Here is a 16,373-nt window from a genome sequence, read left to right as displayed (position 1 = left end):
AAAATTTGATGCGATTGAGTAACGCTGACTTAGAACGATTAAAAAGCATGGCGAGCACGCTTCGCTTTTTGTGCGCGGACATGATAGATAAGGCTAATAGTGGGCATCCGGGCGTGTGCTTGGGGTTAGCTGATGTGATGGTGGTTTTAAGCTTGCACCTAAACCTAAACCCCACTAACCCTAAATGGCTCAATAGGGACAGATTGGTTTTTAGCGGAGGGCATGCGAGTGCGTTAGCGTATAGTTTGTTGCATTTGTGGGGCTTTGATTTGAGTTTAGACGATTTAAAGCGTTTCAGGCAATTACACTCTAAAACCCCAGGACACCCTGAATTGCACCACACTGAAGGCATTGAAATCACCACAGGCCCTTTGGGGCAAGGTTTTGCTAACGCTGTGGGCTTTAGCATGGCGAGCCAATACGCTCAAAACCTTTTGGATAAAGAAGCCATTTCTCATAAAGTCTATTGCTTGTGTGGGGATGGGGATTTGCAAGAAGGCATTAGCTATGAGAGCGCTTCTTTAGCCGGACACCTTCGCCTTGATAATCTCATTGTGATTTATGACAGCAATCAGATAAGCATTGAAGGCGCTATTAATATTAGTTTTAGCGAACAGGTTAAAACGCGTTTTTTAGCACAAAATTGGGAAGTGCTAGAATGCGATGGGCATGACTATCAAGCGATTAATGATGCTTTAGAAGAGGCCAAAAAATCCCATAAACCCACGCTTTTAATCGCTCATACGATCATTGGTAAGGGGGCTATTGGCTTAGAGGGAAGCGAAAAAACGCATGGCTCGCCTTTAAATAAAGAAGTGTTAAAACAATCCAAAGAAAACGCTCAAATCAACCCTGATGAAAGCTTTATCATTAGCCCAAAAAACAAAATGCATTTTGAAGAAGTGAAAGTTAGGGGCGTTAGCTTAGAAGCCTTATGGGAAAAATCCTTAAGCCCTAAAACAAAAGAAAAGATCCATGCGTTAAAGGATTTTGATTTTAGCGCCATCCATTACCCCACCTTTAAAAAAGGCGAATCTCTAGCCACGAGAGTGAGTAACGGCATGATTTTAAACGCTATCGCTAAAGAATGCGAGGGATTTTTAGGGGGGAGCGCGGATTTAGCCCCATCCAATAACACGCATTTAAAACACTCTGGCGATTTCCCTTTAGGGCAAAACTTGCATTTTGGGATCAGAGAGCATGCCATGGGGGCTATCACTAACGCTTTAGCGGCGTATGGCTTGTTTGTGCCTTTTTGTGCGACCTTTTTTGTGTTTAGCGATTATTTAATGCCCAGCATGCGTTTGAGCGCTTTAATGAAACTAAAAGCCCTTTTTATCTTCACGCATGACAGCATTGGCGTGGGCGAAGACGGGGCGACGCACCAGCCCATAGAGCAATTGAGCCATTTACGCGCTTTGCCCAATTTCTATGCTTTCAGACCCAGCGATGCTTTTGAAAATACGGCTTGCATGCAAGTAGCGTTAAGTTTGAACGCTCCTAGCGCTCTTATTTTATCGCGCCAGAATTTGCCCGTGCTTGATGAGGTTTCTAAAGAGCAGGTTTTAAAAGGGGCGTACATTAAACACCACTCTAAAGATCCCATTATCACGCTCGTTGCGAGCGGGAGCGAAGCTTCTTTAGCTTTAGAGAGCGCTCAAATTTTAGAGCGAGAAAATATCCCCACTCAAGTGGTGAGCGTGCCTTGCTTTGATTTGTTGATAGAGCAAGATGAAAGCTATCTTAAAGAACTTTTTAAAGGTAAAGTTTTAGCGATTGAAGCGAGCCGTGCGATAGAGTGGTATCGTTTTGCGGATAAAATCATTGGCATGGATTCTTTTGGGAGTTCAGCAAAGGGCGATAAACTCTTTGAAAAATTCGGCTTCAGCGTTGAAAACATCACCATTCAAGCCAAAAGGTTACTCAACGCATGAACTTAGAAAAACTTTTTTTAGAAAAAACCCCCCTATTTGTTTTTAGCTCTACCAGGCGTTTAAAGCATTTCTATTTAGAGCAAGGCGAAGGGTTTTTGCCTAGCGCAATGAGCATGGGGAATTTTTTTGAACAGGCTTTTTACATCCCTAATCAAAAGAAAATCCCTAAAAGCGCGCGCCAAATTTTAATGATAGACACCATTAAGGCTATCGCTAAAGAAAAAAAATCCGTGCTTGAAGGGCTTTTGCTTTTTGAAAACAGCTTTTTAGGGTATTTGGAAAGCACTTCTTTTTTGTTTGATTTGTTTGATGAGTTAAGTTCTGCTTGCATCAAACTCAATGAACTTTCTTTTAAAGACATTTACTTGGATTATGAAAAGCATTTAGAAGTCTTAGAAATGATTTATGATCGCTATGTTAAAAAGCTAGAAGAATTAGGCTTTTACGACAAAATCATGCAAAAAAAGCCCACCATTTTAAAAGAATTTTTTGAGCATTTTTCCTCCATTGAATGGCATTTAGACGGCTTTATGAGCGTTTTTGAAAGGCAATGCTTATTAGAAGTGGCTGAGTTAGTGCCTATCACTTTACACTTATCTTGCGATAAATACAACCAAAAATTCTTGGAATTTTTAAATCTCAAGTTGGAGACGGATTGCGATTATTCCATTGATTTTAAAACCCAAAAGATCCTTTCTCAAACTTTTAATGATCAAAAAATAGAGCCAAAGCTCTATGCCAACTCTAGTTATTTAAAACAAGGCGCTTTAGTTTTACAAACCACAGAAGAATATTTGCAAGAAAATAACGACCCTAATAAAATGGCGATCATCACGCCTAATGCGGATTTTTTGCCTTTTTTAAAACTCTTAGACAGAAACAACAATTTGAATTTTGCGATGGGTTTAGGGACTAAAAACAGCCCTTATTATACAGAGCTTGTCAAAATCTTAGAAGATTTACAAACAAGCGATCTTAATTTAAGCGGATCTGCGTTATTGGATTTAGAAAATATTACGCTCCCGCTTTTAGAACAACAAAGCTCTAAAGAAAAAGTGCCCTTAAAAGAAGCGCATTCTCAAATCATGCACCAGTATCATCTTCTAAAAGACATGCTTAAAAACTACAGCCTTAAAGATTTATTGCATTTGTATTTGCAAGAATTTGAAGCCAACTTCCGCTTAGACGATTCTAGTGGGGGCAAAATACGAGTCATGGACACTTTAGAGACAAGGGGCATGCAATTTGATAAAATCGTTATTGTAGATTTCAATGAAACTTGTGTGCCAAGCCTTAAAGATTGCGATTTGTTTTTAAATTCTGCTTTAAGAAAATCGCTCAACCTCCCCACTTTATTAGATAAGAAAAATTTGCAAAAACACTATTACTACCAACTCTTTAAAAACTCTAAAGAAATAACACTTTCTTATGTAGAGAGCGAAACTTCAAAAGTCTCTAACATGCTTTTAGAATTAAATTTGCATATAGAGCCTATCAAAGACGCTTACACGCTTTTTGAAACAAGCCCCTTAAAAGACTACCAAGAAGAAGAAATCAAAGCCACTATCCCTAAAGATTTTAGCTTTAGCGCTAGCTCATTGAACGCTTTTTTAACTTGCAAGCGCCGTTTTTACTACCATTACATTAAGCGATTCAAAGAAAGCCCTAAAGACGAAAATAATAGTGCTGTGGGCAGTTTGCTCCATGAACTTTTAAAAGAAGCTTATGAAAAAGACAAAAACCCTTATGTATTAGAAGAGAGGCTCATTTGGCTCTTAGAAACAAGAGAAAACATTACCCCTAAAGAGCGTTTAGACACTCTTGTAGCGCTCAAAAAAATCCAGGCTTTTTATCTTAAAGAAAAAGAACGCTTTAATACAAAAATCAAAATCCTTGATCTTGAAAAAAGCTTTGAAACGATTATTCAAGGCGTTGTTTTTAAGGGGCGTATAGACAGGATTGACAAAACCGCTGACAATGAGATTATTTTATTGGATTACAAATTCAAAAACGATTTGAAATTAGACAACATGAGTAAAACACAAAGAGGAGGCTTAAGTCCCATAGAAATCGCTCAAATCAGCACCGATTATCAAATGGCCATCTATGCGTTTGCCCTTAAAAATCTGGGCTACAAAGATCCTATAAAAGCCTTTTTTTATGATTTGAGAAAGGGCGAACTAGTAGAAGAAGACGAGCTTGTTTTACAGGCTAAAATGGATCATTTGGAATTTTCTCTTATCCCCAAACTCAAGCAAGAAATTGATTTTGAAAAAACTTTAGAGGTTAAAGATTGTGAGTATTGCTCTTTTAAAGACATGTGCAACCGATGAAATCTAAAAAACTTTATTTAGCTTTAATCATAGGGGTTTTATTAGCGTTTTTAACCCTATCTTCATGGCTAGGTAATAGCGGTTTAGTGGGGCGTTTTGGGGTGTGGTTTGCCGCAATCAATAAAAAATATTTTGGGTATCTTTCATTCATTAATTTACCCTATTTAGCGTGGGTTTTATTCCTTTTATACAAGACTAAAAACCCTTTTACAGAAATCGTTTTAGAAAAAACTTTAGGGCATCTATTAGGCATTTTATCTTTGCTCTTTTTGCAATCTAGCCTGTTGGATCAAGGGGAAATCGGCAACAGCACGCGTTTGTTTTTACGCCCTTTTATAGGGGACTTTGGGCTTTATGCGCTGATAATGCTTATGGTAGTTATTTCTTATTTGATTTTATTCAAACTGCCCCCTAAAAGCGTTTTTTATCCTTATATGAACAAAACACAAAGCCTTTTAAAAGAGATTTATCAACAATGCTTACAGGCTTTTAGCCCTAATTTTAGCCTGAAAAAAGAGGGTTTTGAAAACACCCCATCAGATTCTCAAAAAAAAGAAACCAACAACGACAAAGAAAAAGAAAATCTCAAAGAAAACCCCATTGATGAAAACCACAAAACCCCTAACGAAGAATCGTTTTTAGCGATCCCTACCCCCTATAACACGACTTTAAATGATTCAGAACCGCAAGAAGGCTTAGTCCAAATTTCCCCTCACCCCCCTACCCATTACACCATTTACCCTAAAAGAAACCGATTTGATGATTTGTCTAACCCCACTTTAAAAAAAACCCAACAAGAAACTAAAGAAAGAGAACCCACGCCTACAAAAGAAACTCTTACGCCCACCACGCCCAAACCCACCACACTCAAACCTATCATGTCAGCACCCGTCATGCCCGCATCTGCACCCAACACAGAAAATGACAACAAAACACAAAACCACAAAGCCCCAAACCACCCAAAAAAAGAAGAAAGCCCACAAGAAAACGCGCAAGAAGAAATGATAGAAGAAACGATACAAGAAAATCTCAAAGAAGAAAAAGAAATACAAAACGCTCCAAACTTTAGCCCACTAACCCCCACCAGCGCTAAAAAACCCGTTATGGTTAAAGAATTGAGCGAAAATAAAGAGATATTAGACGGATTGGATTATGGCGAAGTGCAAAAACCCAAAGATTATGAGCTTCCCACAACGCAATTATTGAATGCGGTTTGTTTGAAAGACACTTCTTTAGACGAAAACGAGATTGATCAAAAAATCCAGGATTTATTGAGCAAGCTACGCACCTTTAAAATTGATGGCGATATTATCCGCACTTATTCAGGCCCTATTGTAACCACTTTTGAATTCCGCCCAGCCCCTAGCGTTAAGGTGAGCCGCATTTTAGGCTTGAGCGATGATTTAGCGATGACTTTATGCGCTGAATCCATCCGCATTCAAGCCCCCATTAAAGGTAAAGATGTCGTTGGCATTGAAATCCCTAACAGCCAAAGCCAGATCATTTATTTAAGAGAAATTCTAGAGAGCGAATTGTTTCAAAAATCCAGCTCGCCCCTAACTCTAGCTTTAGGCAAAGACATTGTGGGTAACCCTTTCATCACGGATTTAAAAAAGCTCCCTCACTTGCTCATCGCCGGCACAACAGGAAGCGGTAAGAGCGTGGGCGTGAATGCGATGATTTTATCCTTACTTTATAAAAACCCCCCCGATCAACTCAAATTAGTGATGATCGATCCCAAAATGGTAGAATTTAGCATTTATGCGGACATCCCTCATTTGCTCACGCCCATTATCACCGACCCTAAAAAAGCTATTGGGGCTTTACAAAGCGTGGCTAAAGAAATGGAACGCCGATATTCTTTAATGAGCGAATACAAGGTTAAAACCATTGATTCTTATAACGAGCAAGCCCCAAATAACGGCGTTGAAGCGTTCCCCTATTTGATTGTGGTGATTGATGAATTAGCGGATTTGATGATGACAGGGGGCAAAGAAGCGGAGTTTCCTATCGCTAGAATCGCTCAAATGGGGCGCGCGAGCGGTTTGCACCTCATTGTAGCGACCCAACGCCCAAGCGTGGATGTCGTAACCGGCTTGATTAAAACCAATTTGCCTTCAAGGGTGAGTTTTAGGGTAGGCACTAAGATTGATTCTAAAGTGATTTTAGACACCGATGGGGCGCAAAGCTTGCTAGGAAGGGGCGATATGCTCTTTACCCCCCCAGGAACAAACGGGTTAGTGCGCTTGCATGCCCCCTTTGCTACTGAAGATGAAATCAAAAAAATCGTGGATTTTATTAAAGCCCAAAAAGAGGTGGAATATGATAAAGATTTCTTGCTAGAAGAATCGCGCATGCCTTTAGACACCCCTAACTATCAAGGCGATGACATTTTAGAAAGGGCTAAAGCGGTGATTTTAGAAAAAAAGATCACTTCTACGAGTTTTTTACAACGCCAATTAAAAATCGGCTACAACCAAGCCGCCACCATTACTGACGAATTAGAAGCTCAAGGCTTTTTATCCCCAAGAAACGCCAAAGGCAACAGAGAGATTTTGCAAAACTTTTAGGCTTTGTTTTCATTGGATATTGGCAATAGAAACATTATTTTTAATTTTTAAAAAGTTACCGCCCGCTTTTTGCAAGCCCTTTATTATTGATTTTAAAAATGCCTTTGCACATTTTTTAGACTTTATCACCAATCCTTCATTAAAAACAAAAACTTTTCTCAATGATACAAACGATACCAACCTTTCATCTATTAATCAAATATTATCTGTGGTTTCCCTAACTCCTAGTAAAATTACCTAAAAATTTCATGTTCAAGGATAGCCATGAACCCCCAGATTCAACCCGCCACCAAAAAACCCTTAAAATCCCTTTTAGCCGCTAGTTCAGGTAATTTAGTGGAATGGTATGACTTTTACGCTTATGCGTTCTTAGCGCCTTATTTCGCTAAGGAATTTACCCACACCAATGACCCCACTTTAGCGCTCATCTCAGCTTTTTTGGTTTTTATGCTAGGGTTTTTCATGCGCCCTTTGGGGAGTTTGTTTTTTGGTAAATTGGGGGATAAAAAGGGGCGTAAAACTTCTATGGTGTATTCCATTATCCTTATGGCGCTAGGCTCTTTTTTGCTCGCATTGCTCCCCACTAAAGAAATCGTAGGGGAATGGGCGTTCTTGTTTTTATTATTAGCCAGGCTTTTACAGGGCTTTAGCGTGGGAGGAGAATATGGCGTGGTCGCTACTTATCTCTCTGAATTAGGCAAGAATGGTAAAAAAGGTTTTTATGGCTCTTTTCAATATGTAACTTTAGTTGGAGGGCAACTCTTAGCTATTTTTTCACTCTTTATCGTTGAAAATATTTACACGCATGAGCAAATCAGCGCGTTTGCTTGGCGTTATTTATTCGCTTTAGGGGGTATATTAGCCCTACTCTCGCTCTTTTTAAGAAATATCATGGAAGAAACCATGGATAGCAAAACAACTCCCAAAACCACTATTAAAGAAGAAACCCAAAGAGGCAGTTTGAAGGAATTGCTCCACCATAAAAAAGCCTTAATGATAGTTTTTGGACTCACTATGGGAGGGAGTTTGTGTTTTTATACTTTTACGGTGTATTTAAAAATCTTTTTAACCAACAGCTCATCATTCAGCCCTAAAGAAAGCAGTTTCATCATGCTTTTAGCGCTCTCTTATTTCATCTTCTTTCAACCCTTATGCGGGATGCTTGCAGATAAAATCAAACGCACCCAAATGCTGATGGTTTTTGCGATCACAGGGCTTATTGTAACGCCCATTGTCTTTTATGGCATCAAGCATGCCACTAGCGTGTATGAAGCCCTATTTTATGAAATACTCGCATTAAGCAGCATGAGTTTTTACACTTGCATTGCTGGGGTCATTAAAGCGGAATTATTCCCTGAACATGTGCGAGCGCTTGGCGTGGGTTTGGCCTATGCGATCGCTAATGCGCTTTTTGGAGGGAGCGCAAGCTATGTAGCGTTAGAGTTCAAACAACATGGTTTTGAATGGGGGTTTGTGGGCTATGTCATGTTGAGTATTGTTATCTTTATGGTTATGGTTATCATATTCCCTAAAAAAACCTATTTGGAATGAATCTGTTTTTATTTAATTTTTGCTATAATTTTTCCTTTTAAAAGGATTCTTGCATGCAAAATGGGTATTATGCAGCCACAGGGGCTATGGCGACACAATTTAACCGCTTGGATTTAACCTCTAATAATTTAGCTAATTTAAACACCAATGGCTTTAAAAGAGACGATGCGATTATAGGCGATTTTTTAAGGCTTTACCAACAATACCGAGAGCAACTGCCCTTAGAAGATCAAACCAAAGCGAGTGCGAAGTATTTAAACCGCAACCTCAATCGTGTGCCTATTTTATCAGAAATCTATACCGATAGGAGTCTTGGCGCGTTTGAAAAAACGCATAACCCCCTAGATTTTGCCCTAACAAGCCCTAACCTCTATTTTGCGATACAAACTAATGAGGGCGTCGCTTATACCAGAGATGGGCATTTTAGCGTGGATAAAGACGGCTTTTTAGTTACTCTTAATGGCTTTAGGGTGCTTTCTCGTTCGGGCTTGAACGAAAAAGGAGGGATCATGCTCATGCCTGACGCTGAAATTGAAGTGGATCAAAATGGCGGAATCACTTTTAGGGATAATGAAGCCCAAATTCAAGCGGGCGCGTTAGCTTTAGTGAGTTTTAGCGAACCTAAAAACCTTAAAAAAATAGGGCAAAACCTTTATACTTATCAGGGCGAAGGCGTTCATCAAGTCTCTGACTCTGGTGCGTTAAAACAATACATGCTAGAAAAAAGCAATGTCAATGCGGTGCGTGAGATGAGCGCTTTGATTGGAATCAACCGCTTTTTGGACATGTATTCTAAAGTACTAAAAACCCACCAAGACGACATGAACGCTGAAGCGATCAACAAACTCGCCGCAAAAGCTTAGACTTTTGGCGATTTTAAAATTCATAGGAGGGTTTTTACGATACCCTAACTCCCTAATGATGCTTTTTAAAAGCCTTGTTAATCTTTTTTGTATAGCATTAGTTTTAAAAGAGTTTAAAGAATTAAATGTCTTTTCTTTTGTAATCGCTTGCAAAGTCGAAACAATCGCAAGCTTCTCTTTATAGCCACTAACTACTCAACAATAATTCAATTTTAATTATTTCGTTTGTTGTTTAAAACGCTCTTTTTTGTGGTATTCTGTAAGCAAACGCCCCCATTTTTCTTGTTATGGCTCTTGTGTTTTAAGCTCGTTTGTGATAAGATCTAATCCCATTAAGGTTTGAGACGCTATAGTTGATGCCGTCTCTGTAATGGTTAGAGAGTGTCGGCTTGGTTTCTAATTCCCTTAATGTTTTTATCGCCCCAATCAAGCTTTTTGATTACCCACTTGATTATCAGCGTTCATTTTAAGATAGAACCATTTTAAAAGCTTGTAAAAATTTTCTTTCTGCTTCCACTAAATTAGGGTTTAAGAGCAAGTCATTCTTTTCTAATTTGATTGTGCCTTTTTGGCATAACCAACACTATATCTAAAGAAATCTTTTTTCTTGTTTGTGAATGTAGTTTTATATTCTTACTCCAACGCCAAGTCAATCAAAATTTGCCAATTCTCTTTATAGTGTTGGAGTTGCGACAAACTCTTTGTGTTGCCCCATTCTTGTGTGTCTTCAATAGGGATAATATAGCATTCGCTCGTGCGAGTGTCTATCCCTAAAATCAAATCGCAATCTTTTTTGGTGTATTTGTAAATGCGTTTGGGGGCATTCCTATCAATTTGAACCCCACTCCTATAGCCCCCTGTAAAATTCAAAGTTATTTTATTTGCCCTATTAAGTGGTATTCTAAAATGCTTTTTTGCTTCCTCTCGCATGCCTTAAATTCTAAATGCTTTAAGGGGTTAGCAATGGATAAAAGATGGGGTTTTTCACTCAAATTCAATACCACCACAAGCACATAATCATGGTTATACGCTTGCACTTGTTCGTATTCTTTTTGGGTCAATCTCAATGCCCCTTGCTTTTCTCTAATCCCCTTAACTTCCACTAAAAACGCCTGCTTGTTGGTTTGAATATAGAAATCATACCCATCGCCAAAAAGACGCATGTCTTTTAAATGCCCACAAGAGAATATTTTGATGTTTTTATAGTGGTTTAAAAAATACAATTCGGCTTCTAAACCCGTTTCTTGCATGCTTTTATAGCGGGTTTTGAGGTAAGCGTTAGGGGTAATGCCTAAATCTTTGATTCCGTATTGTTCTTGTAAAAACCATTTCACAATATGGCTAAAACCTTTAGCGTCTTCATCTTTAAACAAACTATCAATCCATAATTTTCTATGGATATAGGCATCGCCTTTTTGCCACCAACCTTTACGTTTGTTAGGAAAAAAATAATCAAATAAATCCATGCGATTTTTGATAACGCCAGTCGTGTTAGCTAAGCCGATTTGAACGCAATATTCAAAAAAGGCGTTTTTAGTAGAAAAACCAAATTCTTTAATAAAGTCATTATCAAATTTCGCCAAAGCATAGCCTATGAGATTTAAAATTTCATAGTTCTTATGTTTTGCCATAGAAGCTAAACGCCCTAATCAATCTTTAATATCGCTAGAAACGCTTCTTGGGGAAGCTCCACCTTACCGATAGCTTTCATGCGTTTCTTACCCTCTTTTTGCTTTTCTAAGAGTTTTCTTTTTCGTGTAATATCGCCCCCATAGCACTTAGCCGTTACATTCTTACCGACAGATTTAATCGTCTCTCTGGCGATGATTTTATTCCCCACGCTCGCTTGGATAGCGACTTCAAAAAGCTGTCTTGGAATAAGCTCTTTCATCGTTTCCACTAATGCTCGCCCCTTTTCATACGCCTTGTTTTTATCTATAATGATAGAAAGCGCATCCACCACATCGCCTGCCACCCTCACATCCAACTTCACTAAATGGGCCTCTCTGTTTTCTATCGGCTCATAATCAAAGCTCGCATACCCTTTAGTGCAAGATTTGAGCTTGTCGTAAAAATCCATCACAATTTCGTTGCTTGGCAAGGAATAAGTGAGCATGACACGAGATTGGTTCAAATATTCCATTTTTTCTTGAATGCCTCTTTTATTGTTCAATAACTGCATTAAATTACCCAAAAATTCACTCGGCGTGATGATCGTCGCCCTCACAAAAGGCTCTTTGATGCAAGCGATATGGTTTTCAGGGGGCAGTTCGCTAGGGTTTTGGACATATTTGATGCTATTATCCGTCAAATGCACTTCATACACCACCGTGGGAGCGGTAGCGATGAGATTAAGGCCAAATTCCCTCTCCAGCCTTTCTTTAATCACTTCCATGTGCAATAGCCCTAAAAAGCCCACCCTAAAGCCAAAGCCAAGCGCCACAGAGCTTTCAGGCTCAAAATTTAAAGCGCAATCGTTAAGCTGGAGTTTCAATAACGCTTCTCTTAAATCTTCAAACCTGTCCGTTTCTATAGGGTAAAGCCCCGCAAAAACAAAGGGTTTGGCCGGCATAAAGCCCTCAATGGGCTTAGAGGTAGGGTTTTTAGCGTCTGTGAGCGTGTCGCCCACCGCAATATCCGTAACGCTCTTTAGCCCTAAACTCACAATGCCAATCTCACCGCATTCTAAACTTTTGGTGGGGATTTTTTTCAAAGGGTTGGGGTAGTATAGCCCTAAAACGCCATGTTTTTTACCCGTTCCCATCACCAAAATTTCTTGCTCGGTGTTGATGCTCCCATCCATGATACGCACTAACGCTAGCGCCCCTAAATAATTGTCAAACCATGAATCATAAATGAGCGCTTTTAAGGGAGCGTTAAAATCACCGCTAGGGGCAGGAATGGTCGTAATGATTTTTTCTAACAAATCTTTAATGCCTAGCTTAGCTTTAGCGCTCACTTCATTAGCGCCAGAGCAATCAATCCCTATCGTGTCTTCTATATCCTGTTTGACCTCTAAAACATTCGCATTCGGCAAATCAATTTTATTGATCACCGGTAAAATTTCTAAATTGTTATCTAAAGCGATATAAGTGTTTGCAATGGTTTGCGCTTCCACGCCTTGAGTGGCATCTACCACTAATAACGCCCCTTCGCATGAACACAAAGAGCGAGACACTTCATAGCTAAAATCCACATGCCCTGGGGTGTCAATGAGGTTTAAAACATAATTCTCCCCCTTAAAAGTGTAATTCAAGCGCACGCTTTGAGCCTTAATCGTAATGCCCCTTTCTTTTTCAATGTCCATAGTGTCCATCACTTGGCTCGTCATTTCTCTGTTACTGATAGCGTTGCATTCAAAAATCAAGCAATCCGCTAAAGTGCTTTTACCATGGTCAATGTGAGCGATAATGGAAAAATTGCGGATATTTTTCATTGGCGTAGGCGTCTTTTCTTTCATCTCTCTTGTCCTAAATCTTTTAAAATAGCGTCAGTCAAACTCTCTGTGTCTAAGCCTAAGGATTTTTCCACTAAAGCGGTGTTCCCATGCATGATAAATTCATCCATGATTTCAAAGCTTTTAACAGGCTTTAAAATATTTTGTTCGCTCAAAAACTCTAAAATCGCGCTAGCCACCCCCCCAAGCTTGTAATTATCGCTAAAAACATAGAGCTTTTGATAAGGGGCAACGATCGCGCTTAAATTTTGATCTAAGGGCTTTAAAAACCTGAGATCCAAAAGAGCGCATTCTATGTTTTTTTCCTTTAAAGCCAGTTGGACTAAATGCGCCCTCCCCACGCCATTACCATAGCCTATGAGTAAAATTTCGCCTTCTTTTTTCAACAATTCGCTTTGGCCTAAAACAAAACCGCTAGGCTCAAAAACCCCCTCTTTTAGTGCAAACGATCCCCTAGGGTAGCGGAACGCGCAAGGGCTTGAATCATGCTCATTAGCAAAATACACGGCGTTTTTTAAAGTTTCATTGTCTCGTGGGGCAAAAATGACCATGTTAGGGATAGAGCGCAAATACGACACGTCTAAAAGCCCTTGGTGCGTCTCGCCATCTTCGCCTACGATCCCAGCCCTGTCAATGGCTAATTTAATCGGCAAGCTAGAAATGCAAGCGTCATGCACGATGGAATCATAAGCCCTCTGCAAAAAAGTAGAATAGATGCTCACAAAAGGTTTAAACCCCTCTTTAGCCATAGCGCTACTAGAAGTCAGGGCGTGTTGTTCAGCGATAGCGACATCAAAAAAGCGCAAAGGGTAAGCGTCAATGAGCTTGTCTAATCCTGTGCCGCTAGGCATCGCAGCGGTTACGCCTACGATTTTTTCATCTTTTTTGGCTAATTCTAAAAGGGTGTTAGAATACGCTTCAGTGGGCGATAAAATCGCGCTTTTGGATTTTTTAGACAAGCCGGTATCCAAATCAAAAGGCCCCACCCCATGCCATTTTTCATAGCGCCCTTCAGCGATTTTATAGCCTTTGCCCTTTAAGGTTTGCGCATGGATTAGCACCGGCTCTTTAAGCTCTTTGGCTAATTTCAAGGTTTCAATAATCGCGCTCAAATCATGCCCATTAATAGGCCCTATATAGTTAATGCCCAATTCTTCAAAAAACACGCCTGGGGTGATGAGTTTAAAAGATTCTTCAAAACGGCTCGCTAAGTAATTCACGCTTTCAGGTAAGGTGCTTAAGATTTTTTTAACTTTAGAGCGCAAAGACTGGTAAAACGGGCCTTTCATCAGCTGGCTAAGGGCTTTGGATAAGGCTCCAATAGGCGTGCTGATACTCATTTCATTATCGTTCAAAATCATGATCATGGGGTATTTCCTATCGCCCAGTTCGTTTAAGGCTTCATAAAAAATCCCTGCGCTAATGCTCCCATCGCCCAATAAAGCTATAGGCATGCCTAGCGCTTGTTTCAAACAAAAAGCTTTAGCCACCCCCACGCCTATAGACACCGAAGTGGAGCTATGCCCGGCAATGAAATAATCGTATGCGCTCTCGCTGGGTTTAGTAAAGCCGCTCAAGCCTTTAAATTGCCTTAGAGTGCTAAAGCTTTCAAAGCGCCCGGTTAAGAGCTTGTGAGCGTAAGCCTGGTGCGAAGTGTCAAAGATGAAAGGGTTTTTTTGGCAATCAAATAAGGCATGCATGCTTACAATCAGCTCCACAGCCCCTAAAGAAGAGCTTAAATGCCCCCCATTAGCGCTCACCACTTCTAAAATACGATTCCGCAGCGTTTGACACACCAACTCCAAGCCTGCAATATCATTAGGGTTTAAATCAAAAGTTTTATTTTGCAAAATCACACCTTAAAATTTTCCAACACGCTTTCTTTGAGCGTTTTAAAGCGCTCCATTAAATTCCCATCAAGGCTCCCGTTAGAGCTAGTGATCATAACGCCTCCTTTAGAAATAGCCTCATTGCTCTCTAATTTGATTTTGGAAGCGTTTTGCAAACGCTCGTTTAAATAAGGGTAATCCAAGGGATTGACTTTTAAATGAATATCCGTTGCGTCTAAAACATTTTTTAAAAGCTCTTCAGCCAAAGCTAAGGCCACTTTTTGGCTGTTGTCTTCCACTTCTTTAAGGATCACTTCTTTAGCTATATCTATCGCAATCGCGCTCAGTTCCTTTTCTAAAGCCATTAAATGATCTTCTGATTTTTTCATTTTTTCATCTAAAGCCGTGATCGCATGCAAAAGCTGGTTTTTTTCTTCATTCACGCTATGAGTGAGTTCGTTACGCATTTTTTCTTCGCCCTCTTTAAAGCCGATTTTATAGCCGTCGTTTTTAGCGTTTTCAATCAAAACTTTGCTCTCTTCTTGGGCTTTTTCAAATTGCATTTGCAATTTCACTAAATGACTTGAAAGCTCATCGGTTTTTTTCAATAAGCAATCAATCAAATCGTTTTCTATCGCTTTTTTTTCCAAAGGCTCTTCTGGGTTAGGCGTTTCTAAAGACGCGCCATTAGGATTAGTTTTAGGGGGTAAGTTTGCCATGCTCTTAAATTCGTATTTTTGAATGTCATGCTTATTCAAATGGTCTTTTTGGATCAAGTTTTTACGGCTATTCAATGACATCTTCCTCTTCGCCGGTTTGGATCACGCCTTTTTCTTGCAAGCTCTGCACGATTTCAATGATTTTCCTTTGAGCCACATCCACATCTTTGATTTTGACCGCGCCAAGATACTGCATCTCTTCTACAAACTGCTCTGCAGCCCTGCTGCTCATGTTGTTTAAGAATTTATCGGTTAAATCTTGGGTAGAAGTTTTTAGCGCCAAAGACAAGTCTTTTTTATCCGCTACTTTCAAAATCTCTCTGATAGCGAAATTGTCTAGTTTGGATATGTCTTCAAAAGTGAACATCATCTCTTTAATCGCGCCGGCGAGCTTGTTATCCACGCTTTCAATGCGAGCGAGCGTGGTTTTAGCGCTCTTTTGGCCTAAGCGGTTAAAGATTTCAGCCACCGCTCTTAAGCCACCCACTTCAATTTTATAGCTAGTGAGCGATTCTAGTTTGTTTTCTAACACCGTGGAAACCCTTTTAACCACTTGGGGCGATATTTCGCCTAAATTCGCCATTCTAATAGAAATCTCAGCCTTCATTTCATCAGGAAAATAGCTCAAAGTCTCAGCCGCATTAGGGGCTTCCATGTGGGCTAAAATCAAGGCAATGGTTTGAGGGTGTTCGTTAATGATGAAATCAGCGAGTTGTTGGGGTTTGATTTTGCCTAAATAAGCGAAGTTTTTTTGCGTTTGCAAGCTTTTAGTGAGTTTATCCATCACTTTTTTAGCTTCTTCGCTCCCTAAAGTCCTGGTTAAAAGCTCTCTAGCGTATTCTAAACCGCCGGTATTGATGTATTGGTTAGACTGAAAAATCGCAAAAAATTCCTCTAAAACCGCCGCGCCGATTTGCTTGTCTGTGCCGTTTAATTGCACGATTTGCTTAGAAATCTCTGTAATAGAGTCAATGTCTAAATGCCTTAAAATCTCGCCTGTGGTGTCTTCGCCCACTTGAATGAGTAAAATAGCGATTTTTTCACTCATGGAAAGTTCGTCTAATTGAGCCTTTTGTTTGGGGGTAAGCTTGGTTGCCATTTTTAACCTTTTATCTTT

The 16,373-nt window shown here is 39.8% G+C and carries 11 protein-coding genes; 5 read left to right on the top strand and 6 right to left on the bottom strand.

Features of this window, described 5'->3' with window-relative positions; genetic code table 11:
* Positions 1–8 precede the first annotated feature (8 nt).
* The 5 genes from tkt (at position 9) to HG567_RS01665 (ending at position 9,251) form a co-directional block, all read left to right on the top strand.
* Entirely contained in the window at positions 9–1,934 is a 1,926-nt protein-coding gene (tkt, locus tag HG567_RS01685) for a transketolase (protein ID WP_202139937.1), read from the top strand.
* Positions 1,931–4,267, top strand: a complete 2,337-nt coding sequence (gene addB, locus HG567_RS01680; RefSeq protein WP_202163880.1) for an ATP-dependent deoxyribonuclease AddB — start codon at positions 1,931–1,933, stop codon at positions 4,265–4,267. Before tkt ends, addB begins: the two co-directional genes overlap by 4 nt.
* Positions 4,264–6,837 (top strand): DNA translocase FtsK, encoded by a 2,574-nt coding sequence (locus HG567_RS01675; RefSeq protein ID WP_202140219.1) that lies wholly within the window; start codon positions 4,264–4,266, stop codon positions 6,835–6,837. Before addB ends, HG567_RS01675 begins: the two co-directional genes overlap by 4 nt.
* 264 nt (positions 6,838–7,101) lie before the next feature.
* Positions 7,102–8,388 (top strand): MFS transporter, encoded by a 1,287-nt coding sequence (locus HG567_RS01670; protein WP_202139935.1) that lies wholly within the window; start codon positions 7,102–7,104, stop codon positions 8,386–8,388.
* A 53-nt stretch (positions 8,389–8,441) separates the two neighbouring features.
* Positions 8,442–9,251, top strand: a complete 810-nt coding sequence (locus tag HG567_RS01665; protein WP_202139934.1) for a flagellar hook-basal body protein — start codon at positions 8,442–8,444, stop codon at positions 9,249–9,251.
* 633 nt (positions 9,252–9,884) lie between these two features.
* On the opposite strand, the gene HG567_RS01660 is transcribed toward HG567_RS01665, so the two are convergent.
* The 6 genes from HG567_RS01660 to fliG are packed head-to-tail and all read right to left on the bottom strand — an operon-like array spanning position 9,885 to position 16,355.
* Entirely contained in the window at positions 9,885–10,121 is a 237-nt protein-coding gene (locus tag HG567_RS01660; protein WP_001011843.1) for a hypothetical protein, read from the bottom strand.
* Between the two features lie 2 nt (positions 10,122–10,123).
* Positions 10,124–10,882 (bottom strand): protein NO VEIN domain-containing protein, encoded by a 759-nt coding sequence (locus HG567_RS01655; protein ID WP_202139933.1) that lies wholly within the window; start codon positions 10,880–10,882, stop codon positions 10,124–10,126.
* Between the two features lie 14 nt (positions 10,883–10,896).
* On the bottom strand, positions 10,897–12,687 hold the full coding sequence (gene lepA, locus HG567_RS01650; RefSeq protein WP_202164016.1) for a translation elongation factor 4: 1,791 nt from the start codon (positions 12,685–12,687) through the stop codon (positions 10,897–10,899).
* Positions 12,688–12,707: 20 nt separating this feature from the next.
* Positions 12,708–14,558 carry a 1-deoxy-D-xylulose-5-phosphate synthase gene (gene dxs, locus HG567_RS01645; RefSeq protein ID WP_202139932.1) on the bottom strand — a complete coding sequence of 617 codons (1,851 nt, stop codon included), beginning with the start codon at positions 14,556–14,558 and terminating at the stop codon, positions 12,708–12,710.
* Positions 14,559–14,560: 2 nt separating this feature from the next.
* Entirely contained in the window at positions 14,561–15,337 is a 777-nt protein-coding gene (gene fliH, locus HG567_RS01640) for a flagellar assembly protein FliH (RefSeq protein WP_079352569.1), read from the bottom strand.
* Positions 15,324–16,355 carry a flagellar motor switch protein FliG gene (gene fliG, locus HG567_RS01635; RefSeq protein ID WP_000201852.1) on the bottom strand — a complete coding sequence of 344 codons (1,032 nt, stop codon included), beginning with the start codon at positions 16,353–16,355 and terminating at the stop codon, positions 15,324–15,326. Before fliG ends, fliH begins: the two co-directional genes overlap by 14 nt.
* Positions 16,356–16,373 lie beyond the last annotated feature (18 nt).

Origin of the sequence: Helicobacter pylori (assembly GCF_016755635.1) — a bacterium.
Taxonomy (GTDB): Bacteria; Campylobacterota; Campylobacteria; order Campylobacterales; family Helicobacteraceae; genus Helicobacter; species Helicobacter pylori_CQ.
Note: the sequence above shows the minus strand (reverse complement) of the source record. Positions and strands in the feature narration are given on the sequence as shown.

Excerpts from the sequence above, each read along its gene's own strand:
- HG567_RS01655 (WP_202139933.1), bottom strand. The coding sequence starts at position 10,882 with ATGGCAAAACATAAGAACTATGAAATTTTAAATCTCATAGGCTATGCT.
- tkt (WP_202139937.1), top strand. The coding sequence starts at position 9 with ATGCGATTGAGTAACGCTGACTTAGAACGATTAAAAAGCATGGCGAGC.
- HG567_RS01675 (WP_202140219.1), top strand. The coding sequence starts at position 4,264 with ATGAAATCTAAAAAACTTTATTTAGCTTTAATCATAGGGGTTTTATTA.
- HG567_RS01670 (WP_202139935.1), top strand. The coding sequence starts at position 7,102 with ATGAACCCCCAGATTCAACCCGCCACCAAAAAACCCTTAAAATCCCTT.
- HG567_RS01665 (WP_202139934.1), top strand. The coding sequence starts at position 8,442 with ATGCAAAATGGGTATTATGCAGCCACAGGGGCTATGGCGACACAATTT.
- fliG (WP_000201852.1), bottom strand. The coding sequence starts at position 16,355 with ATGGCAACCAAGCTTACCCCCAAACAAAAGGCTCAATTAGACGAACTT.
- addB (WP_202163880.1), top strand. The coding sequence starts at position 1,931 with ATGAACTTAGAAAAACTTTTTTTAGAAAAAACCCCCCTATTTGTTTTT.
- fliH (WP_079352569.1), bottom strand. The coding sequence starts at position 15,337 with ATGTCATTGAATAGCCGTAAAAACTTGATCCAAAAAGACCATTTGAAT.
- lepA (WP_202164016.1), bottom strand. The coding sequence starts at position 12,687 with ATGAAAAATATCCGCAATTTTTCCATTATCGCTCACATTGACCATGGT.